21 protein-coding genes and 1 tRNA gene are annotated in these 26,279 nt (G+C 69.8%); 7 read left to right on the top strand and 15 right to left on the bottom strand.

Features of this window, described 5'->3' with window-relative positions:
- Positions 1 to 192: 192 nt before the first annotated feature.
- The 3 genes from ABFX46_RS09210 (at position 193) to ABFX46_RS09200 (ending at position 3,268) form a co-directional block, all read left to right on the top strand.
- Positions 193 to 426, top strand: a complete 234-nt coding sequence (locus ABFX46_RS09210) for a hypothetical protein (RefSeq protein WP_346040997.1) — start codon at positions 193 to 195, stop codon at positions 424 to 426.
- A gap of 869 nt (positions 427 to 1,295) precedes the next feature.
- Positions 1,296 to 2,159 carry a helix-turn-helix transcriptional regulator gene (locus tag ABFX46_RS09205; RefSeq protein ID WP_346040995.1) on the top strand — a complete coding sequence of 288 codons (864 nt, stop codon included), beginning with the start codon at positions 1,296 to 1,298 and terminating at the stop codon, positions 2,157 to 2,159.
- Positions 2,160 to 2,341: 182 nt separating this feature from the next.
- Positions 2,342 to 3,268 carry a DMT family transporter gene (locus tag ABFX46_RS09200; RefSeq protein ID WP_346040993.1) on the top strand — a complete coding sequence of 309 codons (927 nt, stop codon included), beginning with the start codon at positions 2,342 to 2,344 and terminating at the stop codon, positions 3,266 to 3,268.
- 642 nt (positions 3,269 to 3,910) lie between these two features.
- Here ABFX46_RS09200 and ABFX46_RS09195 read toward each other — a convergent pair.
- The 3 genes from ABFX46_RS09195 to ABFX46_RS09185 form a co-directional block, all read right to left on the bottom strand.
- Complete coding sequence (locus tag ABFX46_RS09195) at positions 3,911 to 5,602, bottom strand: M64 family metallopeptidase (RefSeq protein WP_346040991.1); 1,692 nt, start codon at positions 5,600 to 5,602, stop codon at positions 3,911 to 3,913.
- A gap of 243 nt (positions 5,603 to 5,845) precedes the next feature.
- On the bottom strand, positions 5,846 to 6,637 hold the full coding sequence (locus tag ABFX46_RS09190) for an SDR family NAD(P)-dependent oxidoreductase (RefSeq protein WP_346040989.1): 792 nt from the start codon (positions 6,635 to 6,637) through the stop codon (positions 5,846 to 5,848).
- 17 nt (positions 6,638 to 6,654) lie between these two features.
- The gene (locus ABFX46_RS09185) at positions 6,655 to 6,864 is read right to left on the bottom strand and encodes a hypothetical protein (protein WP_346040987.1); all 210 of its coding nucleotides are present in this window, start codon (positions 6,862 to 6,864) and stop codon (positions 6,655 to 6,657) included.
- 206 nt (positions 6,865 to 7,070) lie between these two features.
- Here ABFX46_RS09185 and ABFX46_RS09180 point away from each other — a divergent pair, with 206 nt between their 5' ends.
- From ABFX46_RS09180 to ABFX46_RS09170, 3 genes are all read left to right on the top strand, one after another.
- Positions 7,071 to 7,190 (top strand): DLW-39 family protein, encoded by a 120-nt coding sequence (locus tag ABFX46_RS09180; protein WP_217711122.1) that lies wholly within the window; start codon positions 7,071 to 7,073, stop codon positions 7,188 to 7,190.
- Between the two features lie 22 nt (positions 7,191 to 7,212).
- A complete protein-coding gene (locus tag ABFX46_RS09175) occupies positions 7,213 to 7,908 on the top strand; it encodes an HAD family hydrolase (RefSeq protein WP_346040985.1) in 696 nt (231 codons plus the stop codon).
- 19 nt (positions 7,909 to 7,927) lie between these two features.
- Positions 7,928 to 8,000: transfer RNA gene (locus tag ABFX46_RS09170), tRNA-Ala, on the top strand.
- Positions 8,001 to 8,997: 997 nt separating this feature from the next.
- On the opposite strand, the gene ABFX46_RS09165 is transcribed toward ABFX46_RS09170, so the two are convergent.
- Positions 8,998 to 9,735 carry a VOC family protein gene (locus ABFX46_RS09165; RefSeq protein WP_346040983.1) on the bottom strand — a complete coding sequence of 246 codons (738 nt, stop codon included), beginning with the start codon at positions 9,733 to 9,735 and terminating at the stop codon, positions 8,998 to 9,000.
- 756 nt (positions 9,736 to 10,491) lie between these two features.
- Between ABFX46_RS09165 and ABFX46_RS43750 the strand changes: the two genes are divergently transcribed.
- Complete coding sequence (locus ABFX46_RS43750; RefSeq protein ID WP_487046963.1) at positions 10,492 to 11,328, top strand: DUF8175 domain-containg protein; 837 nt, start codon at positions 10,492 to 10,494, stop codon at positions 11,326 to 11,328.
- Positions 11,329 to 11,370: 42 nt separating this feature from the next.
- Here ABFX46_RS43750 and ABFX46_RS09155 read toward each other — a convergent pair whose 3' ends face one another.
- From ABFX46_RS09155 to ABFX46_RS09105, 11 genes are all read right to left on the bottom strand, one after another.
- Positions 11,371 to 12,180 (bottom strand): glycoside hydrolase family 16 protein, encoded by an 810-nt coding sequence (locus ABFX46_RS09155; protein ID WP_346040979.1) that lies wholly within the window; start codon positions 12,178 to 12,180, stop codon positions 11,371 to 11,373.
- A gap of 30 nt (positions 12,181 to 12,210) precedes the next feature.
- Positions 12,211 to 13,407: a cellulase family glycosylhydrolase gene (locus ABFX46_RS09150; RefSeq protein WP_346040977.1), complete on the bottom strand. Its 1,197-nt coding sequence runs from the start codon at positions 13,405 to 13,407 to the stop codon at positions 12,211 to 12,213.
- Between the two features lie 409 nt (positions 13,408 to 13,816).
- On the bottom strand, positions 13,817 to 14,320 hold the full coding sequence (locus tag ABFX46_RS09145) for a hypothetical protein (RefSeq protein ID WP_346040975.1): 504 nt from the start codon (positions 14,318 to 14,320) through the stop codon (positions 13,817 to 13,819).
- A gap of 536 nt (positions 14,321 to 14,856) precedes the next feature.
- Positions 14,857 to 16,590: a thiol reductant ABC exporter subunit CydC gene (cydC, locus tag ABFX46_RS09140; RefSeq protein ID WP_346040974.1), complete on the bottom strand. Its 1,734-nt coding sequence runs from the start codon at positions 16,588 to 16,590 to the stop codon at positions 14,857 to 14,859.
- 335 nt (positions 16,591 to 16,925) lie between these two features.
- A complete protein-coding gene (gene cydD / locus ABFX46_RS09135) occupies positions 16,926 to 18,575 on the bottom strand; it encodes a thiol reductant ABC exporter subunit CydD (protein WP_346040972.1) in 1,650 nt (549 codons plus the stop codon).
- Positions 18,572 to 19,588 (bottom strand): cytochrome d ubiquinol oxidase subunit II, encoded by a 1,017-nt coding sequence (gene cydB, locus ABFX46_RS09130; RefSeq protein ID WP_346040970.1) that lies wholly within the window; start codon positions 19,586 to 19,588, stop codon positions 18,572 to 18,574. Before cydB ends, cydD begins: the two co-directional genes overlap by 4 nt.
- Before the next feature lie 11 nt (positions 19,589 to 19,599).
- Positions 19,600 to 21,018, bottom strand: a complete 1,419-nt coding sequence (locus ABFX46_RS09125) for a cytochrome ubiquinol oxidase subunit I (RefSeq protein WP_346040968.1) — start codon at positions 21,016 to 21,018, stop codon at positions 19,600 to 19,602.
- A 159-nt stretch (positions 21,019 to 21,177) separates the two neighbouring features.
- Positions 21,178 to 22,461 (bottom strand): hypothetical protein, encoded by a 1,284-nt coding sequence (locus ABFX46_RS09120; protein ID WP_346040966.1) that lies wholly within the window; start codon positions 22,459 to 22,461, stop codon positions 21,178 to 21,180.
- Positions 22,461 to 23,729: an ATP-grasp domain-containing protein gene (locus ABFX46_RS09115; protein ID WP_346040964.1), complete on the bottom strand. Its 1,269-nt coding sequence runs from the start codon at positions 23,727 to 23,729 to the stop codon at positions 22,461 to 22,463. Before ABFX46_RS09115 ends, ABFX46_RS09120 begins: the two co-directional genes overlap by 1 nt.
- 14 nt (positions 23,730 to 23,743) lie before the next feature.
- Positions 23,744 to 25,012 (bottom strand): MFS transporter, encoded by a 1,269-nt coding sequence (locus ABFX46_RS09110; protein ID WP_346040962.1) that lies wholly within the window; start codon positions 25,010 to 25,012, stop codon positions 23,744 to 23,746.
- Positions 25,009 to 26,277 (bottom strand): ATP-grasp domain-containing protein, encoded by a 1,269-nt coding sequence (locus tag ABFX46_RS09105; RefSeq protein WP_346040960.1) that lies wholly within the window; start codon positions 26,275 to 26,277, stop codon positions 25,009 to 25,011. The genes ABFX46_RS09110 and ABFX46_RS09105 overlap by 4 nt, the downstream gene beginning before the upstream one ends.
- Between the last annotated feature and the right edge of the window lie 2 nt (positions 26,278 to 26,279).

The following is a 26,279-nucleotide window of genomic DNA, read 5'->3' as shown; positions in this document are numbered from 1 at the left end:
CCGCCGCGGAAGGGATGAGAGCCGGGATCTGTTGGGTCGTCGTGTCCGCGATCCACTGGTTCCGGCTGGAATCGACTGCCGCGCCACGCCCGGCGCAGCGGGTGCGGAGAGGCCTACGATGGCCTGGGCGCAGGGCCGGGAGAGGCCGTCCGACCTGCGAACATCAGTTCGAACGCGTGCTACGCTCCGGGCATGGGGCAGTTGCTGAACGAGCCGGTCCGGACGGAGCACGACCCGGCGGGACGGCTCACCGCGTACGAGTGGCGGGGGTCGCGCTACGCGGTGGACGAAGTGCTGAAGACCTATGGGACGGCCCGCGAGGGCAGGGTCTACCGAGTGCGGATCACCGGCGCCGAGGGCGTGGCCGTCGCGGAGCTCGGCCGTGACGAGGACCGCTGGCGGCTTCGCCACATCTTCTCCGCCTGACCAACATCCCGACCGCCCCAACCTCGGCCCCGTTCCGGCGCCTGGCGGCATTCCGGTACGCAGCGGCGGTTCTAGTACGCGCCGTCGCGAACTGTCGGCCTGGCCCGCCGCCGATTCCCGTCCCGGCCTTGGTGGTCGCGCCGACGACGGGTTCAGCTCCGCCAGCCCTCAACCGGATGACGGTGCGCTCCGTTCAGGTCGTCGACCGGGCTCGGGAGGCACCCGTGGCGCAGGCCGTGGTCATGACTCCCCTCCTGCTCACGGCCCTGCTCTCGGTTCCGGCCCTGGATCTGCACATGACCCACTGGGCTTGGTCGCACCTCCGCTTCCAGTAGGGCCTTCGGTTCCGGCCGTGCCCCCGATGGCGTCCCAGACATCGTCCCCGAGGTGCGCCGCCGAGCCGAGGGGTAGCTCGGGCCTGATTTTCCATCTTGGGTCCGGCTCCCATCGTTGTCCGGGGCGACTCTCGGGTCAGGTTGATGTTGCAAGTTCGGCGTGTATCCCCAGTCCAGACCGTGTTGCCAGGCCAGGGCGCGTTGCGGGCACAGAACTCGTTGTACCTGCTACGCGTGCCTCAAGATCGGGGCGCCTTGCGGGCTCAGGGCCCGTCCGGGGTGCGGGGCGCTTTGTCAGCCTGAGGCACGTTGTCAGTCCGGGATGCCTTATGGGTTCGACGAAGTGGGTCTCAAGACCGGGGCGCGTTGTAGGTGCGGAGCGTGCTTCTGGGACGGGCCCGCTGTGGGTGCGGGCATGTCTACAGGCCAAGGCGTGTTGCCTCTGCGGGGCGTGTTTCCAGCCCCAGGTGCATTCTGGTTTCGGGGCGTCCTGTGGAGGTGGGACCGGCGTGGTCGGTGTCGGGGGGTGGTGTGATGGCCGCTGATCAGGCTCTTTGGACGCGGGTCGGTGGGATCCAGGGGGCGCCGCTCGATCTGCTGACCGCCAGGATCGGCAGCCGGCACTACGCGCCGCACACCCATGACGAGTACGCCATCGGGGTGACCGTCGACGGCCTCGAGACGATGCGCTACCGCGGCGAGAAGATCTACTCGGCGGCGGGCAGCGTCGTCGTGGTGGAGCCGGGGGAGGCGCACACCGGGGGCCCGGCACGTCCGGAAGGGTTCGCCTACCTGTGCCTTTACCCGGGTGCCGAACTGCTGGGCGCCGCAACGGCCGCAGAGCCCGGACTCGTCCTGGCGGAACCTCACTTCCGGGAGCCGATCATCGACGATGTCCGGCTCGGCGAGGAGTTGCGGCTGGCGCACCGCGCCCTCCGGCACGGCGAAGATCCGCTGGAGGGCGAGTCAAGGCTGCTCGGAGTGCTCGGCGCCCTCGTCCGACGGCATGCGGTGCAGGGGCCGAAGACGGCGTCGCAGCGCGCGCGAGCCGATGCGGCGCACATCGCACGCCAGGTCACGACCCGCCTCTCGGACGAGCTGATCGACCCGCCGACGCTCGCCGAGATGGCCGCCGACCTGGAGCTTTCCCGCTACCAACTGCTGCGCGCGTTCCGTGACGCAGTCGGCATGCCGCCGTACGCGTGGCTCGCCCAGCACCGGGTGGCGCGGGCCCGTGCCCTGCTGGACGTCGGGCATCGTCCGGCCGAGGCGGCGACGCTCGTCGGGTTCGCCGACCAGGCGCATCTCACCCGCTGGTTCCGCCGCGTCGTCGGGGTGACGCCGGGTGCGTACCGCAATAGCGTTCAAGACATCACAAACCTCCGTCCCGCATCCTGAGTGTCGTCCGCCCCGATGAGGCCGGCCGAACGCACTGAAGACGGTGGGGTCTTCACGGCGTGGAGCATGGCCGGGCAGCGAGGCCGCTGCGGACGGCTCGCCGTCCCATGCCGAGAGATCGAGGGCGGCCGAGGCGCGGGGCCGCGGCCGCGGGGATGGGGCGGACGGGAACGGAGGTTGTCGTGAGTCGCCGGGGCTGGGTTCTGTTCGCGCTGATGAGCGTGCTGTGGGGCATCCCCTACCTGATGATCAAGGTGGCGGTCGAGAGCGTCTCGGTGCCGATGATCGTGTTCTCGCGGACCGCGCTCGGCGCGCTCATCCTGCTTCCGCTGGCGCTGCGGGCGGGGCAACTGGACGTGGTCCGGCGGCACTGGCGTCCGCTGCTGCTGTTCACCGCGGTGGAGATCCTCGGCCCGTGGGCGCTGCTGTCGGACGCCGAGAACCGGCTGACCAGCTCCATGACCGGCCTGCTGATCGCCGCCGTGCCGATCGTCGGGGTGGTGCTGGCGAGGCTCACCGGCGACGCCGAGCGGCTCGGCCCGGTGCGCTGGGCGGGACTGCTGGTCGGGCTCGCCGGCGTCGGCGTCCTCGCCGGGCCGCATCTCGGCGGCGGCAGCGCGTGGGCGATCGGCGAGGTCATGCTGGTCGCGCTCGGATACGCGATCGCCCCGATGATCGCCACCCGGCGCCTCCAGGAGTTGCCGAGCCTGCAGATGTCCGCGTTCGCCCTGGCCATCGCCGCGCTCGTCTACACCGGCCCGGCGATCGCCACCTGGCCGGACGCGATGCCGAGCGGACGCGTGCTCGCCGCACTCGTCGGCCTGGGCCTCATCTGCACGGCGCTGGCGTTCATCGTGTTCTTCGAGCTGATCCGGGAGGTCGGCACGTCCCGGGGGATGGTCTTCACCTACGTCAACCCGGCCGTCGCGGTCGCCGCCGGGGTCGTGCTGCTCGGCGAGCCTCTCACCGGGACGATCATCGCCTCGTTCGCACTCATCCTGGGCGGCTCCGTCCTCGCAACGGCGCACCGCTCCCCGTCCCCTGCCCCGGCCGCCAACGACCCCAAGGACGCCGACCAGGAGACCGCCCCCGAGCCGGCCTCCGGTTGACGAGCACCGCGAGCCCGATGCCCCGCCGAACCAGACGACCGCCCAACACAACGCGCCCGGCAAGACTCGCGAGCGAGATGCGGGACAAGACGCGTGGGCAGGGTGCGCGCGACGCGATGCGCACGGCAACAGCAGGCAGGATGCGCGGAGCGAGGTGCGTGCTACGAGGGCATGCGGTGAGGAGCGTAGGGCAAGGTGCCCACGGCAACACACGCGGGCGCGGGACCTAGGGGTGCGCGATGCGCGGGGCGGGATGCGCGGGTTGGATGCCCGGGGCGAGGCGTGTGCAGCGAGAGGCATAGGGCGAGGTGTGCACGGCAAAACGCGCGCGGCTAGGGCGTGGGGGACGATGCGCGTGCGGCGGGGCGGTCACGAGCCCCGGTCGGTCCCACGACGGCGCCCCGCGCTCGTCGATACAGCTGGCCGGGCCACGTCGCCGCGGAAGCCGGTGGTCGCGGTAGGGCGTCGCGGCCGGCTGCCCGCGTGCTCCGTCGCGCGTCTCTCATCGCGCGCGCTCACCATGGCTGGGAGCAGTGTGGCGAGGGTACGGGGAAGTGTGGACGCAACCACCGCGCGACGTCCGCGCCGTGGGTGAGGTTGCGTTGAAGGGCCATGCGGAGAGGGCCCTGGGCCGGTGTGTGGTCAGTGCAGGGTGACTGTGAAGTGTTGGGGTTTGCTCGTGTTGCCGGACGGGTCGGTGGCGCGGTACTCGATGGTGTGGCGGCCCTTGCCGAGCTTGCCGTAGGTGAGGCCGTCGATGACGGTGCCGTCCGCGGTGAACAGCCAGGGGGCGGACGAGTTGGTCGGCCAGCCGAAGTAGTTGAACCAGCCGTCGCCGTCCACGCGGAACTCTGAGACGACCACGCCTGGACGGTCGTCCGCCCCGGTCAGCCGCATGGTGAACGGGCCGTCGAAGACGTATTCGGACGTGTGCCCGGTGCGAACCCGGCTCTGCGCGGCCTTGGACAAGGCGTAGGTCACCGTCGGACGTTCCGCGTCGATCGTCCATGTGCGGCTCTTGGAACCGACACGCGCGACCAGCGTGTGCGTGCCCCTGGACAAGCGGAACCGTCCGAGATCGATGTCTCGGTCGCCGGCGCGTACGGGGCGTCCGTCGAGCTCCCAGCGGACCCGGGGCGCGAACCGTGCGGGATGGGTCGTCTCCACGTACACGACTGATTCGGCGCCGACCGGCTTATCGGTCGGTGTGGACGAACTGAAGTCGACGGGCACGGCCGTCGAAGCCGTCTTAACGCTGGTGTCCACCGTCCATGTGCGGATCTGCGTGAGGGCTGCCGACGACCGTATGGCCGGGTCCCGGACGAAGCTGGTGGGGTCGGTGACCGTCACCTTGACCGTGTGCGTGCCCTTCTTGAGGTGCAGCCGGGACAAGTCGAGATTGGCGCCCTTCCCAATGGTCTTCCCATCGACCGTCCACGTGACGGACAACCGGTGACCGGCCGGGTGCATCGTCTCCACCCACAGGACACGGTCGTTACCCACCGGACTATCCGTGGGCGTGTGCGCCTGGACGAGGTCGACCTTGGCCGAGATCCGCTCTGTCATGCGCTCACGCGCGACCTGGTCGTAGTAGTAGCCGAGCGTTTTCATCATCGAGTGCTGGCTCGGCCTCCACACGCCCTTACTGGAGTAGAGCCCACCCTCGTAGCGGCCGATGGTGCCTCCGGACTCGCTTCGTTCACCGAGCCACCGCCACCACTTCTTCTTCTGCGCCTTCATCTCATGCTCGGTCAGCAGTGTGTGGTGGATGGAGTCAGGCTCAGGACCGGTGTACGTCCCGCCAGGCACGCCCCGCTGGTAGTAGTCGTACTCGTCGTGCAACCCACCCAGCGAGTGCCCGAGTTCATGCGGCGCTATGAGAGCGGACATCGCGTTGCCGCCGGAGGCCGTCGCGTACGTCCCGCCTGCACCGCCATAGGTGTCGCTGTTGGCCAGTGCAAGGATCTGACGGTTTTGCTGTGTCGCCCCTTGGACGAGGTCCGCATACGCCTTGGCCGCCGCAGAGTCCATGACGAGAAGCCGCTGGATGCCGTCCGAACGGCATCCGCTCCAGAAGGCCATGCGCAGCGGTGTCGTGCGACGAGGCGACGACAGTGCCGGGTCACAACTGACCCCGGACTCACCGGACGGTATCTCCACCGCGTACACGTTGATGTAGCTGCGGTACGACTTGAACGGCTCCATCGTCCACAGGTCGTTCAGGTGCTTGGCGAGATCGGTCCGGAACTTCGGCATGTCGGCCGGCGTGTAGCCGTCGCCGAGCACCACCAGGTTGAAGCGCTTCGCGGGGTCGCCGGTCACCTGGATCGGCACGACCGTCGCCTCCGCGGGCTCCGCCGCCCGCGCGGGCGCCGCCATGAGCGGCAGGACGGTCGCGGCCGCCGCCCCGATCACGATCGTCCCGGCCGTCCACATGCGCAGCCCTCCTCCGCGGCGGCGCACGCGGCAGGCGAGGGTGTGCGGCCCGGACGCAGCGCCTGACTCGTCCCGCTGATCAAGCAGGACACGCCCGGATTATCGCCGCAGTATCCAGATTTGTCGCTACCTCGTGGCGTGCTACCGCTTGTCGCGTTGGCCGTCCGCGAGGCCCGCCGCGATGCGGTGACCGCCCGCGCGTCGCTGCACGGCCGCCGACAGGACCGGTGCGATCCCGCCGATCCGGGCACCGAGCCGCAACCCGAGCGGCGCGACGTCGATCTCCGCGATGTTCCGCTCGATGGCCCGGACGGTCGCGCGGGCCACGTCCTGCGGCGACCGGGTCCCGACGCCCTTCGGCAGCGTCACGCCGGCGTCCGCGAACATCCCCGCATCCCGGATGAACCCCGGGAAAACGGTCGACACGCCGATGCCGAGTGGGCGCAGATCCTCCCGGAGCCCCAGGGCGAACCCCCGCATACCGAACTTCGTCGCGTTGTACAGCGACGCCTGGCCGGACGCCGCCTTCCCGGACAGCGACGACACGAACACCAGATGCCCGCGGCCACGATCGGCCATCTGCGCGGCGGCGAGCTTCGCCATCACGATCGGCGCGCGGAGGTTGACGTCCAGTGTCCGGTCGACCTGCGTGATCGAGTACTCGCTCAGCAGCCCGGACGCCGGCAGCGCCGCGTTCGCGACCAGGACGTCCACCCGTCCGGCCTCGTCCAGCAGTTTCTCGGCCGCGTCCCGGTCGGCCAGGTCGGCGACGATGGCGCGGCCGCCGAGCCGCTCGGCCAGCGGCTCCAGGACGTCCGCCCGCCGGCCGGTCAGCACGACCCGTCCGCCCCGTCCGGCCAGCGCCTTCGCCAGCGCCTGACCGATCCCGCCGGTCGCGCCGGTCACCAGGACGTTCGCTCCGCGCAGTTCCATGCCGAGATGATGGCGGATCACATCCCGATCCGCCATAGCAGCAGGATGACCGACGACAGCACCAGCCCGGCCGCGCCCAGCGGCACGTCGCCCATCACGATCAGCGCGGCGCACCCGATGGCGGTGGTCCCCGCGATCAGCACGAGCACGCGGCCCCCGGACCCGCCCTCTTCCGGCGCGCCGCGGTCCAACTCGCGTTCCCATCGCCGGAAGTCGTCCTCTGCCATGGCACTCCCGAAGGTCGTCACTTCGGATTATGCGCCGCCCGGGCGTCCCGGCGAGGGACCGTCCATCAGACGCGCAGTCCGATAACGGTGATCGGGGTGCGGACCGCCCGGCAACGGTTGCTAGGCTTCCAAGAACCTGGGGGAAGCAGGCACTGATCCGCGATCCCCGGGTTTTGACTTCATAGTCGAGGTGAAGGGGTCCCACCGTGAAGAAGCTGCTCATTCTCGCCGTTGTCGCTCTCGGCGGCTTCGCCGTCTGGCGCCGGATGCAGCAGGATCGCGCCGAGCTGGACCTGTGGACCGAGGCCACGTCGTCCGACAGCTGACGCGCCGGCGACAGGGCCCGGCGTGACCGACGCAGTCGCCTGCATCGATCTCGCCGGGACCACCGTCGCGGACGGCGACATCGTCGAAACCGCTTTCGCCGAGGCGATCGCCACCCTGGGGATCGTCTCCGGCACTGCGGCGTTCCGGCGTGCCGTCGCCCGCTTCCACGACGCGCGCGGCCAATCGAAGATCGCGATCTTCCGCTCGCTCTTCGACGAGCCCCGCGCCCAGGCCGTGCACCTGGCGTTCGAGCGGTCCTACGGCCAGCTCATCGACCGGCACGGCCTCTTTCCCGTGCCGGGGGCCGATGACGCCCTGAAACGCCTCCGCTCGTCCGGCGTCCGCGTGTGCCTGCTCACGGGCTTCGGCCGCAGCACGCACGCCCGCGTCCTCGACGCCCTCGGCTGGTGGGACCGCGTCGACCTGACGCTGAGCCCCGAGGACGTCACCCGCGACCGTCCGCTGCCCGACCTCGTCCTGACGGCCGCCCTGCGCCTGGGCGTGGACGACGTCCGCCACATCACCGTCTGCGGCGCCACCGCCCCCGCCCTCGAGTCGGGCCGCCGCGCCGGCGCCGCCATCACCGCCGGCGTCCTCACCGGCCCCCACCCCCGCGACCGCCTCCTCGCCGCCGGCGCCACCCACATCCTCCCGACCATCGCCGACCTCCCCGCCCTCCTCGACACCGATGCCACGCCCACCCCCGACCCCAGGTAAGCTTTGACCCGCCCAGCACGGGGCCTTAGCTCAGTTGGTAGAGCACCGGCTTTGCAAGCCGGATGTCAGGGGTTCGAATCCCCTAGGCTCCACCCACCCAAAACGCCCTCATCCCGATCATGGGTGAGGGCGTTCGTGCGATTAGGCCACCGGGACGAGCGCGCCGGTAGGGCCGTCGTCTCGTCGTCGCCGCCGCGCTCCGCTTCAGTCCCTCGCGTTCAGCGGGGCGGCGATCCCGCGGCCAGCCCCAGGGGTAGCGTGCTGATAGATCGTCGTTGCTCGGACGCTGCCATCCCCCATCCCGTCAATGATGGTCGCGGAGGCTAGCCCCGCTCTGGGCTGCGAGCGCGTGCCGCAGATCATGGAAGTAGATGTTGGGGAGCCCGAGCGTTTACATTGCCAGAGCCACCGCGACACCCCCGAAAGTTGTGCCGCCGCAGTACCCCGTCGTTCGGCGCGTGCTGCTTGGGCACAGGTCACGAACCGGCGGCCCGGATGGTCGCGCGCCGCAGCACCGGGCGCCGGCCTACGGCCAACTGTGGTCCCGAAGTGCGCGCCGCGCTAAGGCACGGATACGCTCGCCCGGACTACTCCAGCGCATTGGGAGGGGCCTTGCCCACGATCGGCCTCGCCGAGCTCGTCATTATCCTCGTGATCCTTGCGATTCCGACGGTTCTCATCGTGGGATGGATCGCCATCTTCAGGAAGAGCATGAAACGCCCTTGACGCTTCCTGCGGGGACTCCGAGTCCGGGAAGCCTCGTCCGTGTTCGTATCGGTTGGCGAGGGCTCGGGGCGCCGTGTGCGTTGCACGCATGCGTGGATGCACAGGCCGGCGGTCGGGAGCCGCGTAGTTAGAGGCGGTTATGAGGGCAGGAGCGGTCGTTTGGGGATCATGGTTCGCCCAGGTAGAGCCGAAGTTCTTGGCCTGGGCTTTCGCCTGCCTCCGCAATGTACGGGAACTTCGTCTGGAGGAGCCTTCACGGAAGGAATGAGGTTCAGTATCGGCGCGATCCGGACCGCTCGTGTCGGTTCTTGCGGGGGGTGGTTGGATGGCTGGGCGCCATGCGTGAGGGTGGGCGTGCCCGGGTCAGGATCGGCCTAGGACGCAGAACTCGTTGCCTGCGGTGTCGGCCAGGACCGTCCACGGGACTTTGCCCTGGCCTAGGTCGACGTCGGTGGCGCCGAGATTTCTGAGGCGGGCCACCTCGGCTTCCTTTGTTTCCCAGGGTTCTGGGATCAAGTCGACGTGAATGCGGTTCCACCAAGCCCTCTCCTCGGGCTTGCGGAGGAATTCCAAGTAGGGGCCGGTGCCGTCGGCCGAACGCAGTACTGCGTGGTTGTCGGTCACCTCTTGCAGGGTCCAGTTGAGGGCTTCGTCCCAGAACTGGGCCATGGCACGCGGGTCCGCGCAGTCGACCACCACTGCGGCGATCGGGCCGGTGTTCTGGTACGTCTCCCGCGGCTCCAGGACGCAGAAGACGTTGCCCTCCGGGTCGGCCAGGACGGTCCACGGGACGTCGCCTTGGCCGATGTCCGCAGGTGTCGCGCCGAGATCCTGCAGGCGCGCGATCATCTCCGCCTGGTGGGCCTCGGAGGTGGTGGCGAGATCGAGGTGGACGCGGTACTTCACCGTTTCCGGGTCCGGGACGGCGACGAAATCGATGTAGAAGCCGGCGGGATCGGGCCATTCGAGGCCCTGCGGCGCGATGTTGGTGACTCCGGGGCCCTCGCTGTCGAGGTCCCAGCCGAGTGCCTCCGCCCAGAACTGGCCGAGGGCTGAGTCGCTCCCGGCCTTGAAGTTCACCTGAGCAAGTCGTAGCGCCATGCCGTCGATCATAGGGGCGGGTGAACGGGACTTGTCGCCGCGCAGCCGGGGTTGCTCGTGCGGGGATGCTGTTAGCGTCGATGTGCGAGCGTCCATCGCAGTAGGCCGAAGAGTCCTGCACCAACCCAGAGGGCGCCTGGGCCTGCTGTGGGATCCGTCCACCACAGCACTCGACCGATGATGAGGATGAGCCCCGCCACCAGGACGAGAATCGAGATCAAGGCGGCGGTGCGAGTAAGGGCGAAGGACCTCCTGCGGAGACGTCCCTCAGCGTTGTAAAGCAGACGATCGTCAAGGTGCATGAGCGCATCCCATAACCGCGCCACGTCTGCCTCCTCTGCCGGTACTTGACCGCAGGTGTGCCCGTCAGAGCCTGCGTAGCGTAACTTTCTGGATGAACGGAAAAGTATGGCCTGGTGCTCGCAAGTGTCCGGTGATCACGACGTCACTGACCGTCGTAGTCTTGGCAGCACCTGGACGGCGGCGAGCCGCACCGCTGGACCTCACCCTCGGCCAACTGTGGATCCGCGGTGCGCGCTGTCGGGAGGCCACATGTACGCTCACCCGACTACTCCAGTGGCATAGGAGGCACCTTGCCTGAGATCGGTCTTGCCGAGATCGCAATCATCCTGGTCATCTTCGGTATTTTTGCGGCCCTCGTCGTGGGCTGGATCGCCATCTTCAGGAAGAGCTTGAAGCGCCCTTAACATCCTCGGCGGGAGTCTCTGATTCGGGGCGGCTCAGCTCGTCCCCGTGATGGAGGCTTGCGGCTTGGGGTTGTTCGCGATCTTCGCCTGCGCCCGTCCTGATCGGGGCTCGGCGGGAAGACGGACGTGCTGGGGAGGGTGTTCTGTGGTGGGTGATCAAGAGGGCCTCGCATGTCGGCCTGTTCGTGTCTACTTCCTCTCGAAATGGACCTCAACTTTGTTCAGTCGAGCCTGTCTTTCGGTCGTAGTTGGTCTCTTTGTGCTGGGTGCCGCCGGGTGTGGAGGAGAGACTCACGAAAAGAGCGTTGGGGCCTCGGCGAAGCCGGTGTTATCGGCTTCGGGGGCGGCTCGAGGGCGTCGGTGTGTTGCCGGGGACATCCCGGCCATTCCTCATACGGCGCCGAGGCAGATGTATTGGAAGCGTTTCAAGGGTGTTGCGCTGCCATTTTCGCCGTCGGTCGGGCCGCTGTTCGTGGAGGGTGACATAGCACACTGCTTTGCGCACACGCCGCGTGGGGCCTTGTTGGCCGCGGTGCAGATCAGTGTGCGGCTCGACCGGTCGGACAGGTGGCAGGCGATCCTCGAGCGGCAAGTTGTGGCGGGTGAGGGTAAGGCGGCCTACGCGCGGGTGCGGGCCTCCAGCAAGGTTGTGCCGGCCAAGGAGGCTGCACAACTTAGGGGCTTTCGGATCGTCTCCTACACAGCGGAAACCGCGGTGGTCGGAACGGTCTCGCTGGATCCGGTGCGCGGTGGGCGCGTGGCCAGCGAAACAACTGTGCAGTGGGACGGCGAATGGAAGCTCGTGCCGACTGCGGATGGCCATTCCGGGTCGGCACCGCGCGCCGTTGACTCGCTGGCCGGGTATGTCTTTTGGGGCGGATTTTGAGCTTGTGCGGGCAGGGCTGACTCGGGCGTCGGGGCTGGTGGGTCAGGTGCGGGTGCGGCCTATGTAGAGGTTTCGGGCTCTGTAGTAGGTGTCGGTTGTCGGGCCGGGGGTGCCTGAGGAGCCTTCCATTTGGAGGTTGATTATCAGCCACATCGGGTGGCCTACGAAGTTGGCTCCTCGGTGGCGGCCTACCCAGGTGCCGTCCAGGTAGTAGTGGATGTCGACGTCGGTGCTGTTCACCTTGGTGATCCAGGCTCGGTAGCCGTGCCAGGAGTTGGGGGAAGAGACGTTGACGATGGTGTTGGACCATCCGCCGGACGCGTTCCGGTAGGTGTTGAACCAGTTGCGGGCGTCGCCCTTGTATTCGAGGATGTCGCTTTCCGGTGGCCAGGTGTCGGCGCCCGTCAGCCAGAAGGCCGGCCAGGTTCCCCGGGTGGAGGGGGCCTGGAACTCGCCTTTCACCTCCCAGTTGGGGAACTGGTCGTTGACCAGTACTTGTTGTTTGGCGTGGACGGCGCCGGAGTGGTAGCGGATCGGTAGGTGCGGGTCTGCTGAACTGGTGCCTTCGTCCCAGGTGATTCGGGCGGCCTTGAGGGTCAGGACGCCTGAGGTTTCGAGGTAGACGTGGTTGTGGTCGGACGGGCTTCCGTACATGCGGGCGCTGCCGTTGTGGTCCGAGCCCCATGGGTAGCGGTAGTTCCACGCCGATTCGAGCGTGGCGTAGTTCGTGAATGAGCCGTCGATCACCGTTTCCCAGGTCGCTGCGGCCGCTGGGCGCAGGCCGCCTAATGCCGCGGCGGCCACGCTGGTTCCGCTGGCTATGAGGAATGTGCGGCGGGTGTGCGATGTCATCGGCGGTCTCCTGGAGGCGACTGGGGGCGGTCAGTCGAGGGGGAGCAGCGTTTCGATGCCGCGGGCGGCCAGGTAGGCGGGGTCTGTGGTGCGGCTCTTGAGGACGATGGCGGGGCGGGTTCCTTCGTCGATGAGCTTCATGAACGGGTCGAAGAGGTCGCCGAAGTCCTTTACCGGGATCATGTCGTCCGGTAGTACCAGGGCCGTGGCGCGGCGGGGTGGTTCTGGTGGGTGCCTGTCGAACTCGGCGATCAGTTTGCGGATGGTCCTGCCGATCGGCTTGAGTTTCCGTTCGTTGGTGAAGAGGCCGAGGTCGTATTCGAGGTCGACGTATCCGCTGAGCTTCGGGTTCAGGTCGTGGGAGTCCCACCAGGTGATGCCGAAGAGGTCGCTGCATGAGGCCATCGCGCGGATCGAGTTCTCCGTCCAGGACGGGATGTCGGCGGCGTCCATCCAGACGGTCGAGACGCCGGTTTCCTCGATCCAGACTTTGCGGTTCAGGTCGGTGTGGAACGCCTTGATGAGTTCGATGAAGAACTCGGAGTAGTGCGTCGATGATGTCGAGAGGGCGCCGTAGCGCTGGATGGCCTGCGTCCATCCCGCCCAGGTGTGGTTCGCGGTCATCGTGCCGGACGTGGCCAACCCGTGCCGCGTCCAGTAAGCGTCGTTCTGCCAGGGCCAATGGTCGATTCCGGATACGTGGATCTTGCCGGGCGCGACCTTCTCGCAGGTGTCGAACAGGGCGGTGTGGCAGGCGTCGCCCTCGGCTTGGGTGGCCTTCATGCCCAGCGGGATCGCGAACCAATGGATCTCGTTGGACAGGTCGAAGCCCATGAATCTGCGATGCCGTCCGATGCGGTCGGCGATCTGACCGAGCAGCCACTGTTCTCGCTCGATCGCGACAGGGTCGGTGAGCACGTTGCGTACTTGGCCGTTGCCGTTGCTGATGAGGTACGGCGGGACGAACAAGACGCCGCTCACCGCGCCGTTGAAGACGGTCACCTCTACGTCCAGGTCACGCCGGTCGGCGAGGTCGAGAAGTTCCTCCAGGCGGTCGAGGAGTTCGCCGCGCACGTAGGTGGCGTTCGGTTGCAGTTCGGACCAGATCAGCATGATGCGGATGTGGTCCATGCCGAGGGACGCGATGTCGTCGAGGTCGGCGGCGATCGACCCGCGGTCCCAGTCCGACCAGGAGAACCACCAATTCTTGCTCGGGACGTAGTTCACGCCGAACCGGACCCTGCGGCGCCTGAATCGGGAGGGCGGTGGGTGATGCGTGTCGGCACGCGCCGTGGTGGAGCTCAGGAGTGTGGACGCTGCCGCGGTTCCCGCGGTCACGCCGAGGAATCGTCTGCGGTCGATGGCGGAGGACGCGGCGGGGAGCTGGGGCATGAGGCGGCCCTTCAGGATTCATCACCGGACTCCGGAGCATAAGAAGATCTTCTTCGCGAGGCCAGGGATCTTTCATGCTTTCCATCCTCATGGCGGTGGAGTCGATCTCCTTCATGGTCGCCGTCAGAGTTGTTCGTGTGACTAACTGTGAGCAATGTGGATCGTTTGTTTCGGAGCGGTATCGCTTCGCGGGAAGTCCTTGTGCTCGGCCGGGTGCGAGGTGGTAGAACTGCGTCCGGCCTGCTCATATGGTCCGTTCGGATGCCGGCGGCGCAGTTGGATGGTGTCTATCGCCGCCCGATATGAGCTTGGCTTGGCAGCCGCCGATGAGTCCTTCCGGCACGGGTTCTCGTGACTGCCCGGAAGTGCGGGAGGATTCAGTGAAAGAGAAGCGCGTACGGCAGGTCTTCGAGGTGGCGGCGCCGTTCCTGGCGCCGGGCGAGCATGTGCAGATCGCCACCATCGCCGACGTTGGGACGGTGTCGGTCGCGCGGAAGGCCGCGTTCGCGATACTGGTCGGGGTCGTCTCGTTGGGGACGATGATCGGCAACGTGAAGCCCCGCCGCCTGTACATCGCGGTGACGGAGAGGTGGCTGCTGTTCTTCGAGGGCAACACGCCGTCCGGGCGCCCCGGCCGGGAACTGCTCATGCGTCTCGACAAGCGGCGGCTCACGGCGTCCGAACCCAAAGAGGGCTGGATGACGCTGTCGACACTCCTCAGCATCGGCGACCCGTCGAACGCGCTCAAGGTGAAATTTCCCCGGCCGTGCCGCGAGGACGCACGGTTGCTTCTCGCCGGCATCGCCCGCACCGTCCGCACGGTCCGTCCGCAAAGCCCGCACCCCGGACCCGGTGCTGGCCCGGGTTCCGGTTTCAGTGACCGTCAGTACGGCGTCCGCCCTGGAGGCCGCCAGTACGGCCCCGGCCTGGACGGTCGTCGGTACGGCCCTCGCCCCGGTGGTCGGCAGGACAGTCCCGTGTCTGACGATCGCCGGTACGGTCCGGGTCCGGGAGCGGGTCAGTACGGTCCTGCTCCCGGGGCTGGTCCCCGTGATCGCTGGTACGGGCCTGGTCCGGGCGGTGGTCAGTACGGTCCTGCGGCTGGGGACCGGCGGTACGGGCCGAGTCCTGGTGATCTTCAGTACCGTACGGGGCCTGGAGTTGGGCGCGGAGACCGTCAATACTGCGACGAACGGTATGGCGCCGGCCCTGGTGATCGGCGGCAGGGTTAGGGCTTTCCGGCAGTCAAGTGGCCCCTTGTGTCGACTGACTGCTTTAGGCCGATTACGGAACCTTGGCCGGGGTGCGTTCCCGGTCCCAGAGGGAGCGGTACAGGCCCGGACGCGAGACCAGGTCGGCGTGCGTTCCCCGGTCGGCGACGCGCCCCTCGTCCAGGACGATGATCTCGTCGACGGCGTCCAGGCCGGCGAGGCGGTGGGTGACCAGGAGGGTCGTCCGGCCCTCGGTGGCGGCCAGGAGGTCGGCGGTGAGCTCGTCGGCGGTCGCGATGTCGAGGTGCTCGGCGGGCTCGTCCAGCAGCAGGATCGGGAAGTCCGCCAGGAGGGCGCGGGCCAGGGCGATGCGCTGGCGCTGTCCGCCGGAGACCTGTGCGCCGTGCTCGCCGACGTGTGTGTCGAGCCCCTTCGGCAGGGAGTCGACCCAGTCGAGGATGCGGGCGCGGCGCAGCGCGTCCCGGATCTCGTCGTCGGTCGCGGACGGGCGGGCCAGGCGGATGTTCGCCCCGATCGTCGAGTCGAACAGGTGCGCGTCCTGCGCGCACAGGCCGATGACCTCGCGGACGTCGTCCCCCGCCAGGGATTGCAGCCCGATGCCGTTCAGGGACGCCGCACCTGAGGTCGGCTCCAGGAACCGCAGGAGGACGGACGTCAGAGTCGTCTTCCCCGACCCGGACGGCCCGACGATCGCGCAGCGGCGGCCCGGCGCCAGCTCCAGGGAGACGCCGTCGAGCGCGTAGGCGGCGGTCGGCGTCCACCGGGCGCGGAGGTTCTCCACCTTCAGCGTGTACGGGGACGCAGGCAGCGGCGCCGGGTCGGCCGGGTCCTGGACGGGCGGCGGCGCGTCCAGGACGGCGAAGATCCGCGCGGCCGAGCGCCGCACCCGCTGCAGGTACTGGGCGGCCAGGGGCAGCCCGGCGACGACCTCGAACGCGGCCAGCGGCAGCAGGACGATCACCGCGAGCAGCACCCCGTCGAGCGCGCCGGAGCGGACGGCGGGGACCCCGACGGCGAGGCTGCTCCAGACGGCCAGGCCGCCCGCGAGGGCGGAGATGGCCGCGCCGAGCCCGGCGGTCGCGGCGGATCGGGCGGTGGCGCGGGTGAAGTCGCGGTCCAGGCGGGCTGCCTCGGCGAGCTGTGCGGGGGCCGCGCCGTAGGCGATGAGTTCCGGTGCGCCCTGGAGGGTGTCGACGACGTGGGAGGTCAGTTCGCCGCGCAGGTCGGTCGTCCGGCGCTCGGCCCGGCGCGCCATGGCGGACGAAAGCCAGGGCGCGACGACCCCGGCGACCAGCAGGGCGACCAGCAGGACGGCGCCCGCCGACGGGAGCAGCGCCCACGCGACGCCCACCGAGGCGCCGCCGACGACGGCGGCGACCGTGCAGGGCAGCAGGACGCGGAGGAAGAGGTCCTGGACGGCGTCGACGTCCGCGACCAGCCGGTTGAGCAGGTCGCCGCCGCGGAAGGCGGGCAGTCCGCCGGGCGCGAGCCGCTCCAGCCGCTCGTACACACGTGCGCGCAGGTCGGCCAGGATGCGGAAGGTCGCGTCGTGCCCGACGAGGCGCTCGACGTAGCGGAACACGCCCCGTCCGAGCCCGAACGCGCGGACCGCCACGATCGCGACCATCAGCATCAGGACGGGCGGATGCTCCGCCGCCCGCGAGATGAGCCACGCGGACGTCCCCATGAGCCCGACCCCGCTGCCGAGGGCCAGCACCCCGAACAGCACGGCGAGCAGCAGCCGCCCCCGAGCCGGCCGCGCGAACCTGATGAGCCGCAGAATCACGCCCCCGCCCCCGCCACGATTGAGGCCCCGCCGCACCTCTGTGACGAGAGAGGTTTCACGTGAATCATCGACGCTCCTGCCGACACCTCCATGGGAATCACGGCTGGTCATGCCGGCGCCCCCGTGTGAGTCACGGCCGGTCGAGCGGGCACCCTCGCGTGGATCATCAGCGATGATGCGGGCACTCCCACGTGAATCACGGCCGGTCACGCTGGCATCTCTGCGGGAGCGTTGGCGGTCGTGCGGGTGCTGTAGTGGCGCTTCGGCGGCCATGCGGGCACTCTCATGTGGATCATGGCTGGTCATACCGGCATCCCCGCGGGGGGCGTTGGTGGTCATGCGGGCACCTCCGCGGGGGTGAGCGTGATGACGCGGTCGGCGAGTGTCATCAGGGCCGGGCGGTGGGCTACCAGGAGGACGGTGCGGCCGGTCTTCAGGCGCTCTACGGCGTCGATGACGGCGGCCTCGCTCTCCACGTCCAGGTTCGAGGTCGGTTCGTCCAGCAGGAGGAGCGGGGCGTCGCGGAGGAAGGCGCGGGCCAGGGCGAGGCGCTGCCGCTGGCCGGCCGACAGGCCGGCGCCCCGGTCGCCGAGCGGGGTGTCGAACCCGGCGGGCAGCGCCTCGATGAACTCCAGCGCGTTCGCGGCCTCGGCGGCCGCCCGCACCGACTCCGGCGACGCGGAGGGGCGGCCCAGCAGGATGTTCTCGGCGACCGTCCCGGCGAAGAGGTGCGGACGCTGCGGCACCCAGGCGATCCGGGCGCGCCAGGCGTCCGGGGAGAAGTCGGCGAGGTCGTCCCAGTCGACCAGGACGCGTCCCGTGTCCGGCTGGACGAACCCGAGCAGCACCGACAGCACGGTCGACTTCCCCGCGCCGCTCGGCCCGACCAGGGCGACCGTCTCCCCGGGATGGACGGTCAGCGAGAAGTCGGAGAGCGCCGGCCCCCGGTCGTAGGCGACCGTCACGCCGTCCAGGCGCAGGGTCGCGTGGGCGAGGTCGGGGAGGTCCGTGCGCGTCCCGGCGTCCGGTAGCGGCGTTTCGAGGACCTCGAAGATCCGCGACGCGGCGGTGAGGCCCTCGACGCTCGCGTGGTACTGCGCGCCGACCTGGCGCAGCGGCAGGTACGCCTCCGGCGCCAGGATCAGGACGAGCAGCGCCGTCTCCAGCCCCAGCCCGCCCTCGACCAGCCGAAGCCCGATCGACACGGCGACCAGCGCGACCGACAGGCTCGACAGCAGTTCCAGCACGAGCGCCGACAGGAACGCGATCCGCAGCGTCGACATGGTCGCGCGCCGGTGCCGGTCGGTGACCTCGCGGATCTTGTCCGCCTGCGCCCGTGCCCGGCCGAAGATCTTCAGCGTGGGCAGCCCGGCCACGACGTCCAGGAAGTGGGCGGCGAGGACGGACAGGGTCCGCCACTGCCGGTCCATCTTCCGCTGCGTGGTGAGCCCGACGAGGATCGCGAAGATCGGGATGAGCGGCACCGTCGCCGCGATCGTCACGGCCGACAGCCAGTCGCCGAGCAGGATCCGGAACCCGACCGCCGCCGGGACGATCACCGCGAGGACGAGCTGCGGCAGGTAGCGGGAGAAGTAGTCGTCGAGCGCGTCGATCCCGCGGGTGGCGAGGGTGGCGAGTTCGCCGCTGCGCTCGCCGGACAGCCAGCGCGGGCCGAGCCCCAGCGCGCGGGCGAGGAGCCGCCCGCGCAGCTGGGACTTCACCGCGGCCGACGAGCGGTGCGCCGCGACCTCCTGCAGCCAGGCGACCAGCGTCCGCGCCAGGACGACGGCCAGCAGGAGCAGCAGCGGCGTGCGCAGGTCGGCGAGCGAGGCGCCGCCGAGGAACCCCCGCGCGAGCATGTCGGCGAGCAGCGTGGCCTGCGCGATGATCAGCCCGGCGGTGGCGGTGCCGAGCGCCACGGACGACAGCAGGAAGACCCGTGTCGTCCGGGCGTAGGTCAGCAGCCGCGGGTCGAGGGGTTTCACGGCACCGGCTCGGGCTTCTTCGCGGCCGGGATGTGGGCCGTGCTGATCCGCTTCCGGAACACCCAGTACGTCCACCCCTGGTAGATCATCACGATCGGGGTGAACACCGCCGCGACCCACGTCATGATCTTCAGCGTGTAGGCCGTGGAGGCGGCGTTCACCGTGGTCAGGCCGCCGGAGCCGAGCGTGGACGGCATGACGTCCGGGAACAGCGCGGTGAACAGGGTCGCGACGGCGAGCACGATCGCGGCGCCGGTGCCGATGAACGCCCAGCCCTCGCGGCCGGCCCGGTTGGCGGCGGCGGCGAGCAGCAGCCCGGCGGCGGCGCCGAGCGCGGTCAGCCAGGTCACCGGCTTGCCGTGCTGCAACTGCGTGATCAGCAGGAACGCGCCGCCGGCGGCGATGGCGGCGACCACGGCGATCTCCGCGACGCGCCGCGCCTGGTACCGGATGGTGCCGGACGTCTTCAGCGCGACGAACACCGCCCCGTGCAGGACGAACAGGATCGTCGTGGTGAGCCCGCCGAGCAGCGCGTACGGGTTGAGCAGGTCGAAGAGCGTCCCGACGTACTCGTGCGAGGGGTCCAGCGGCACGCCTCGGACGATGTTCGCGAACGCGACGCCCCACAGGAACGCGGGCACCAGGCTGCCCCAGAAGATCGCCTTGTCCCAGCGGGCCCGCCACCGCGGGTCGTCCCGCTTGCCGCGGAACTCGAACGCGACGCCGCGGATGATCAGCGCGAGCAGGATCAGCAGCAGCGGCAGGTAGAAGCCGCTGAACAGGGTGGCGTACCACTCGGGGAACGCGGCGAACGTGGCGGCGCCGGCGACGATGAACCAGACCTCGTTGCCGTCCCAGACGGGCCCGATGGTGTTGATCAGGACGCGGCGCTCGACGTCGCCGCGGCCGAGGACGGGCAGCAGCATGCCGACCCCGAAGTCGAATCCCTCCAGGAAGAAGTAGCTCGTCCACAGGAAGGCGATGATGATGAACCAGACGGTGGTGAGTTCCATGGCTCGGCTCCTCAGTAGGCGAACGCGAGCGAGCGCTCGGCGTCGGGGTCATCGGAGTCGTCGGACGGCGGCGGGGGCAGCACCTCGTCCTCGGACGGCGGCCCGGCCTTGGCGTACTTGAGCATCAGCCCCGCCTCGATGACCATGAGGAAGCCGTACAGCGCGGTCAGCGAGACGACGGAGATGAGCATCGACGTCGGGGACACGCCGGGCGAGACGCTCGCGGACGTCTTCAGCACCCCGAACACCGACCAGGGCTGCCGTCCCATCTCGGTGAAGATCCAGCCGGCGGAGTTGCCGACGAAGGGGAGCGCCAGCGACACCACGCCGATCCGGTACACCCAGGGGTTGGACGGCAGCCGCCCGCGCCGCAGCAGCCACAGCCCGGCGAGCGAGACGAGCGCGGTGAGCATCCCGACCCCGACCATGATGCGGAAGTTCCAGTAGGCGATCGGGATGTTCGGCCGGTAGTCGCCGGGCCCGTAGCGGGCCTCCTCGGCGGCCTGGACGTCGTTGATGCCCTTGACCTCGCCGTCGAAGGTGCCGGTGGCGAGGAACGACAGGACGCGCGGCACCTTGATCCCGAAGACCTCCTCGTCGCCGTCGAGAGTCCCGACGCTGAAGATCGAGAACGCCGCGGGCTGCTCGGTCTCGTAGAGGGCCTCGGCGGCGGCCATCTTCATCGGCTGCTGCTCGGTCATGACCTTGCCCTGGATGTCGCCGCTGATGGCGACGCCGATGGACGCGACCGCGGTGACGGCGAGGGCGAGCTTCAGCGACGGCCGGAAGACCTCGATGTTCTTGCGGCGGGCGAGGTGCCAGGCGCTGACGCCGGCCATGAACATGCCGCCGGTGACGAACGCCGCGGTGATGGTGTGCGGGAACGCGACGAGCTGCGTCGAGTTGGTGAGGACGGCCCAGAAGTCGGTGAGGACGGCCCGCCCGGACTCGTGGTCGATGCGGTAGCCGACGGGGTGCTGCATCCACGAGTTGGCGGCGAGGATGAAGTACGCCGACAGCAGCGTCCCGATGTGGACGATCCAGATGCAGGCGTTGTGGAGCTTGCCGTTCAGCCGGTCCCAGCCGAAGATCCACAGGCCGAGGAAGGTCGACTCGACGAAGAAGGCGAGCAGCCCCTCGATGGCGAGCGGCGCGCCGAAGATGTCGCCGACGAAGCGGGAGTAGTCACTCCAGTTCATGCCGAACTGGAACTCCTGCACGATGCCGGTGACGATCCCCATCGCGAAGTTGATCAGGAAGAGCTTGCCCCAGAACTTCGTGGCGCGGAGGTACTTGGTCTTCCCCGTCCGCAGCCAGGCCGTCTCCAGGCCCGCGACGAGCGCGGACAGCCCGATCGTCAGCGGGACGAAGAAGAAGTGGTACACGGTGGTGATCCCGAACTGCCACCGTGCGATGTCGACCGAATCCATGGCGCTGTGCCTCTCCGGCTTATCTACTACAAGCTGTAGTACTACGTCCTGTGGGACATACTACGGCCTGTAGTACTACGAGAGGTCGTTACGTCTCTCACAGCGCCGGCGCGGGCGCCCGGGGGTCCTCGCCCGGGGCGCCCGCGCCGCCGGTCGGCCTCAGTAGTGGAAGGCGGAGGTTACGCGGGCGCCTGGTGCGCCCAGGTTGACGATGGAGGCGCCGCCGGACGGGACGGCGCGGCAGAAGGCGCCGCCGTAGCCGTCCGGGAAGACGAAGAGGCCCCAGACGCCCATCCAGTCCTCGACCGCGCCGGTCTCGGCGTTCAGCATCGGCTCCGTCGCCGGTATGACGCGGCGCTGGACGATGTAGTCCTCCTTCAGGCAGTCGGCGACCGTTTCGGCCCATTCGCGGTCGGTCTCGTCCCAGCCCACGCGGATGCCGCTGCCCGACAGGCCCGCGAACGGCTTCAGGATGAGGTGCTCGCGCTCGGCCCGGACCTGGTCGGCCAGCTCGGGGGTGAGCGTCCGCGTCCACGGCAGGATCCGGTCGAGCAGGGCGTTCTCGTCCGCCGAGAACTCGGCCCGCGCCTCCGGATCGGAGACCATTGCCAGGCAGCTCTTGTAGGAGAACATCGACGCGGTCAGGGGAGTCCACAGGACGACCTGGCCGTCCGCGTAGGCGCGCATGACGGTTTCGGCGGGCTCGTCGTTGCGCGGGTCCCGGGCGATCTGGTGCGCGGAGAAGTACCGCAGGACGAGGTCGATCTCGCGGCCTTGCAGGCAGAGCCGCCCGTTCTTGACCTCCACCTGGCCCAGCTCGCCCAGCAGCAGCTCGATGCCGTACCGCTTCATCGTCTCCTGGAAGGAGAGGTGCAGCGACTGGTACGCCGCCATGCCGCCGATGGCCTCCAGCGTCGCGACGACCGGCGCCTCCTTGCCGGTGGCCTGGACGAACTGGCGCGCGATCGCGGCCGGGGTGTCGACGGTCGACAGGCCGGCGGCGTCCGCGAACTCCGCGAACTCCTCGTCCGCGAGCAGGCCCCGGTTGAGCTCGCTCATGTCGACGCCGCCCAGTTCGCTGCCGATGTTGAACTCCAGCAGTCTGAACTGCGATCCGTCGTCGTAGAGGTCGGCCCGCCCGTACAGGACGGGCTCCCCGTCGAACTGCGTCATGAGCGAGGTGCGGCGGGCGTCCGCGCCGATCGCGGCGCAGAACCGGCGCCGGTCGCCGTCGAACAGCCGGTCCGGCAGGGACGCCATCAGCCGGAACAGCCCGGCCAGGTCGCCGGCGGCCTGCCGCGTCCGCTCGGCGGAGGAGAACAGGGGACGGGACCCCAGGTACTTGCCCCACGCCGAGCGGAACACCGGCGCCAGCGCGGCGCGCGCCACGACATCGCCGAGGTTGCCGTCGGCGCACGCGTCCAGGTACGTGCGGGTCACCATCACGAGGCCCCTTCGGAGGTATCGACGACGAGATCCTTCTCGATCTTGCGGATGGCCTCGCGGTCGGCCTGGATCTGCTCCGGGTCCTCGTGGGCGAGGATGATGTAGCCCATCGTCATGCTGGCGAAGATGTCGGTGCTGGCGTCCACGTGGTCGCCGGTCCGGACGACGTGCACGGGCGAGTGGTAGCTGGGCAGGTCGCGGGCCTGGTCGTAGATCTCGGCGTTCCGCACGATGCCCGTCGAGTGCGACATCAGGAAGACCGCCATGACGTTGCGCCGCAGCGTGTAGCCGGGCGGCATGTCCGGGCCGAGTCCGCGCACCAGGTCGATCGTCCGGGTCACCTGGCTCTCGCCGGACGCGATGAACGTCACCGCCGGGTTGCCCGCGCCGGACAGCCGCGCGTTGACCTCCAGCAGCCGCGGCCCGTCCGGCGTCATCATGATCTCGGTGTGCGCGGCCCAGTTGCGCAGTCCGACCGCGTCCAGCGAGGCGAGCCCGTAGTCGATCAGGTCGCCGTAGGCGTCCCGGTCGTAGGGGAGCCACTCGACGCTGTCGTACACCGCGATGCCCTCGCCGAACGGCACCCGCCGGTACTTGATCATGTCGGTGATCGAGTGTCGCCCCTGGTGGCTGATCGTGTCGATCGCGTACTCGGTGCCGGTCAGCTGCTCCTGGACGAGCACCTCCTCGGCCAGGACGCCGAGCTTGTCGTGCGTGCCGAGCATCGCGTCGACCAGCTCGCGCCAGCCCTGCCCGGCGGGCGCGCGGCTCACCCCGACCGTGCCGGCGCTGGCGGGCGGCTTGACGACGAGGTCCACGCCGTCCAGGCCCTCGCGGTCGATCCACGCGGCGACCTCGGCCGGGTCGGCGGTGCAGATCTGCCGGGGGACGGGCAGGCCCGCGGCGGCGACGGCCTGGTGCATGGCGTACTTGTGGCGCCGGGCGTCCATCAGCGCGGGGTCGTTGGACAGCGCCGGCGCGAGCGCGTCGGTCAGCCGCTGCGCCAGTTCCAGCGCGGCCTCGGCGCCGTGGAAGACCGCGACCGGCTTCAGCGCGCCGAGCCGCTCGATCGTCTCGTCGGTGTCGCCGTGGTGGTTGATCACCGCGTCGTAGGCGGACGGGTCGTAGGCCGACTGCATCGGGGCCAGCGCGGGTCCGTCGTAGTCCATGACGGCGACGGGGCTGAACCCGGCCTCGCGCAGCGCGGGCGCGAGCAGCGCCGACGAGCTGAACGGCCGGACGACGGCGACGACGGGTTTGTTCATGGTGTCCATCACCTTCATGTCGGTTGGTCCGTCGGTTGGGTCGCGGCCATCGCGGGCGGGTCGGCGTCCGGCTCCGCGTCCGGGCGGCGGCGCGACACGCCCGTCCCCGCGAGGACGAGCACGGCGGCGACGAGCCCGCACCCGCCGGTCAGCACCCAGACGCCCGAGCCCCACGCGTGCCAGGCGGCGATGCCGATCATCGGGCCGATCGCGTACCCGACGTGCTGCGGGACGGTCGCCGCCGCGATGTAGCGGGCGCGCAGCGCGGGCGGCGCGACGAGCCCGGGGTAGGCCATCATCGACGGCGCCGCGATGATCTCCCCGGCCGTCCACACGGCGGTCGCGAGGACGAGCATCGCGACGGGGGTCGGCCCGGTGTAGGCGAGGTGGCCGATCCCGAGCACGGCCATGCCGATCGCCATCGGCAGCCCGATCGGCAGCCGCTGCGTCCACTTCGACAGCAGCACCTCGAAGGCGATGACCATGAACCCGTTGACGCTGAGCAGCGCCGCATAGACCTTCTCGGTGTGGCCCGAGCCCGTGACGAACAGCGGCAGCGCCGCCGAGCTCTGGATGTAGGCGATCGCGGTGACGAACAGGCCGAGGACGACGAGGAGGAACCGCCGGTCGGCGAAGACCTGCCGGTATCCGACGCGCTCCCCGGTGGCCTGCTTCGCGGTTCGCCCCTCCGGCTCCGGGTTCGAGCGCAGCGCCACGTAGGCGATGACGCCGAAGGCCAGCGACGTCGCCGCGTCCACGTAGAACAGCGCGTCGTAGGACGCGTAGGCCAGCAGCAGCGCGGCGCCGATCGGGCCGACCGTCGTGCCGACGTTGAACGTTAGCCGCAGCACCGAGAACACGATGACCTGCCGGTCGTCCGGCGTCAGCTCGACGACCCATGCCAGCGCGGCCGGCCGGTACGCCTGCGCGGACAGGCCCGCTCCCCCGGCGACCAGCGCGCCGACCCACACGTTCGGGACGTGCACGAGCGCCGCGGTCAGCACCGCCGTGGCCGCCATCGCGCCGATGATCGCGCGCCGGTACCCGAACCGGTCGGCGGCGGCGCCGCCGGCGGCCGACCCGGAGATCCGCCCGATCATCAGCGCGGTCAGCACCACGCCGCTCTCCCACGCGCTGAAACCGCGGTCGGTGAGGAACAGCACGAGGAACGCGTTGAGGAACGCGGCGAGGTTGATGACCAGGTTGCCGAGGACCAGGATCCGGACGGTCCCGCTCATCCCCCGCAGCGTGGCGAGGATCGTCGGGTGCTCGCCGGCCGTCATGGCGCCGGCTCCAGCGGGGTGCCCTTGAAGGTGAAGAAGCGCCCGGCGTCCGGGACGGCGGCCCGGGTCTCGTCGAGCGTCTCCCCCAGCGCGATGACGTAGCCGGTGCGGGCGAGGCCGTGCGGCGGCAGCCGCACCCGCGCGCCGGGCTGCGTCCCGACCTCGACCTCCGTGATCGGCGGGCGCATCAGCTCGCGGTGCGCGGTCGCCGAGACGATCTCCATGTCGTACGGGGGATAGGCGAACCGGATCGACGCGGCCTTGCGCGGCTTCGGGAACGCCGCCTCGGGAGGACGTCCGACCGCCACGTCCGCCGCCGCGAGCGGGGCGTCGACGCCGGACGTCAGCATGCCGAGGTAGGGGATCATCCCGCCGCCCAGCCGGACGTTGATCTCGATGACGTGCCTGGCGCCGTCCGGGGTGAGCTTGAACTCGATGTGCGTGACCCCGTCGGTGAACCCGACCGCCGCGTGGACGCGGGTCAGCGTGTCCCGGAACCCGGCGTCGAACAGCAGGGGGTCGTTGGCGTCGACGTCGTGGCCGATCTCCTCGAACGCCAGGTCGCCGGTGCCGCCGAGCACCTTCCGCGCCACGATCAGCGGCGTGCACTCCCCCTTGAACAGGACGCACTCGACGGAGATCTCCGGGCCGTCGAGGAACTCCTCCACGATCACGTAGTCGTCGAACTGGCGGATGCCGCCCATCCGCGTCCCGTCGGTGAGGGCGAACGCGGCGTCCAGGTCGTCCGGCCGCTCGACCTTGCTGAGGCCGAGGCTGCCGCCGAGGTTCCGGGGCTTGACGATGAGCGGGTAGCCGACGTCGGCGGCGAACGCGCGGGCCTCCGCGAGCGACGACACGGCACGCGACGCGGGCTGCGGGAACCCGGCGTCCGCCAGCGCCGTCCGCGTCGCGGACTTGTCGCGGCACCGCGCCACCGCGTCCGGGTCGAGGACGGGGAACCCGAGCGCGGCCGACAGGTGCGCGGACGTCTCGATGTAGACCTCGTCGTAGCAGAAGACCCCGGCGACGTCGTGGTCGCGGGCGACGTCGCGCGCCGCCGCCGTCAGCTTCTCCAGGTCGAGGCAGTCGACGGCGGTGTGGCCGACGATGTAGGGGTCCTCCCAGGTGGCGGGGGTCGGGTTCAGCAGCCAGAGCCGGTACCGCGCCGACACCGACTCCAGGATGTACTTGCGGTAGACCCAGTAGCTGCTCGCGACGAGCAGGAGGAGCGGGCGGTCGTCGCCCGCCTGCGGGTGGTGCGTCATGC

The organism is Actinomadura chokoriensis (assembly GCF_039529475.1).
GTDB lineage: Bacteria > Actinomycetota > Actinomycetes > Streptosporangiales > Streptosporangiaceae > Spirillospora > Spirillospora bangladeshensis.
This window is presented reverse-complemented; position numbering and strand designations above follow the sequence as displayed.

Bases quoted from the DNA above. Each gene is read 5' to 3' on its own strand.
- ABFX46_RS09120 (WP_346040966.1), bottom strand. From the start codon at position 22,461: ATGGTGACCCGCACGTACCTGGACGCGTGCGCCGACGGCAACCTCGGC.
- ABFX46_RS09190 (WP_346040989.1), bottom strand. From the start codon at position 6,637: ATGGAACTGCGCGGAGCGAACGTCCTGGTGACCGGCGCGACCGGCGGG.
- ABFX46_RS09125 (WP_346040968.1), bottom strand. From the start codon at position 21,018: ATGGATTCGGTCGACATCGCACGGTGGCAGTTCGGGATCACCACCGTG.
- ABFX46_RS09165 (WP_346040983.1), bottom strand. From the start codon at position 9,735: ATGGCGCTACGACTTGCTCAGGTGAACTTCAAGGCCGGGAGCGACTCA.
- cydB (WP_346040970.1), bottom strand. From the start codon at position 19,588: ATGGAACTCACCACCGTCTGGTTCATCATCATCGCCTTCCTGTGGACG.
- ABFX46_RS09205 (WP_346040995.1), top strand. From the start codon at position 1,296: ATGGCCGCTGATCAGGCTCTTTGGACGCGGGTCGGTGGGATCCAGGGG.
- ABFX46_RS09110 (WP_346040962.1), bottom strand. From the start codon at position 25,012: ATGACGGCCGGCGAGCACCCGACGATCCTCGCCACGCTGCGGGGGATG.
- ABFX46_RS09115 (WP_346040964.1), bottom strand. From the start codon at position 23,729: ATGAACAAACCCGTCGTCGCCGTCGTCCGGCCGTTCAGCTCGTCGGCG.
- ABFX46_RS09210 (WP_346040997.1), top strand. From the start codon at position 193: ATGGGGCAGTTGCTGAACGAGCCGGTCCGGACGGAGCACGACCCGGCG.
- ABFX46_RS43750 (WP_487046963.1), top strand. From the start codon at position 10,492: ATGGAGGCTTGCGGCTTGGGGTTGTTCGCGATCTTCGCCTGCGCCCGT.
- ABFX46_RS09155 (WP_346040979.1), bottom strand. From the start codon at position 12,180: ATGACATCGCACACCCGCCGCACATTCCTCATAGCCAGCGGAACCAGC.
- ABFX46_RS09185 (WP_346040987.1), bottom strand. From the start codon at position 6,864: ATGGCAGAGGACGACTTCCGGCGATGGGAACGCGAGTTGGACCGCGGC.
- ABFX46_RS09105 (WP_346040960.1), bottom strand. From the start codon at position 26,277: ATGACGCACCACCCGCAGGCGGGCGACGACCGCCCGCTCCTCCTGCTC.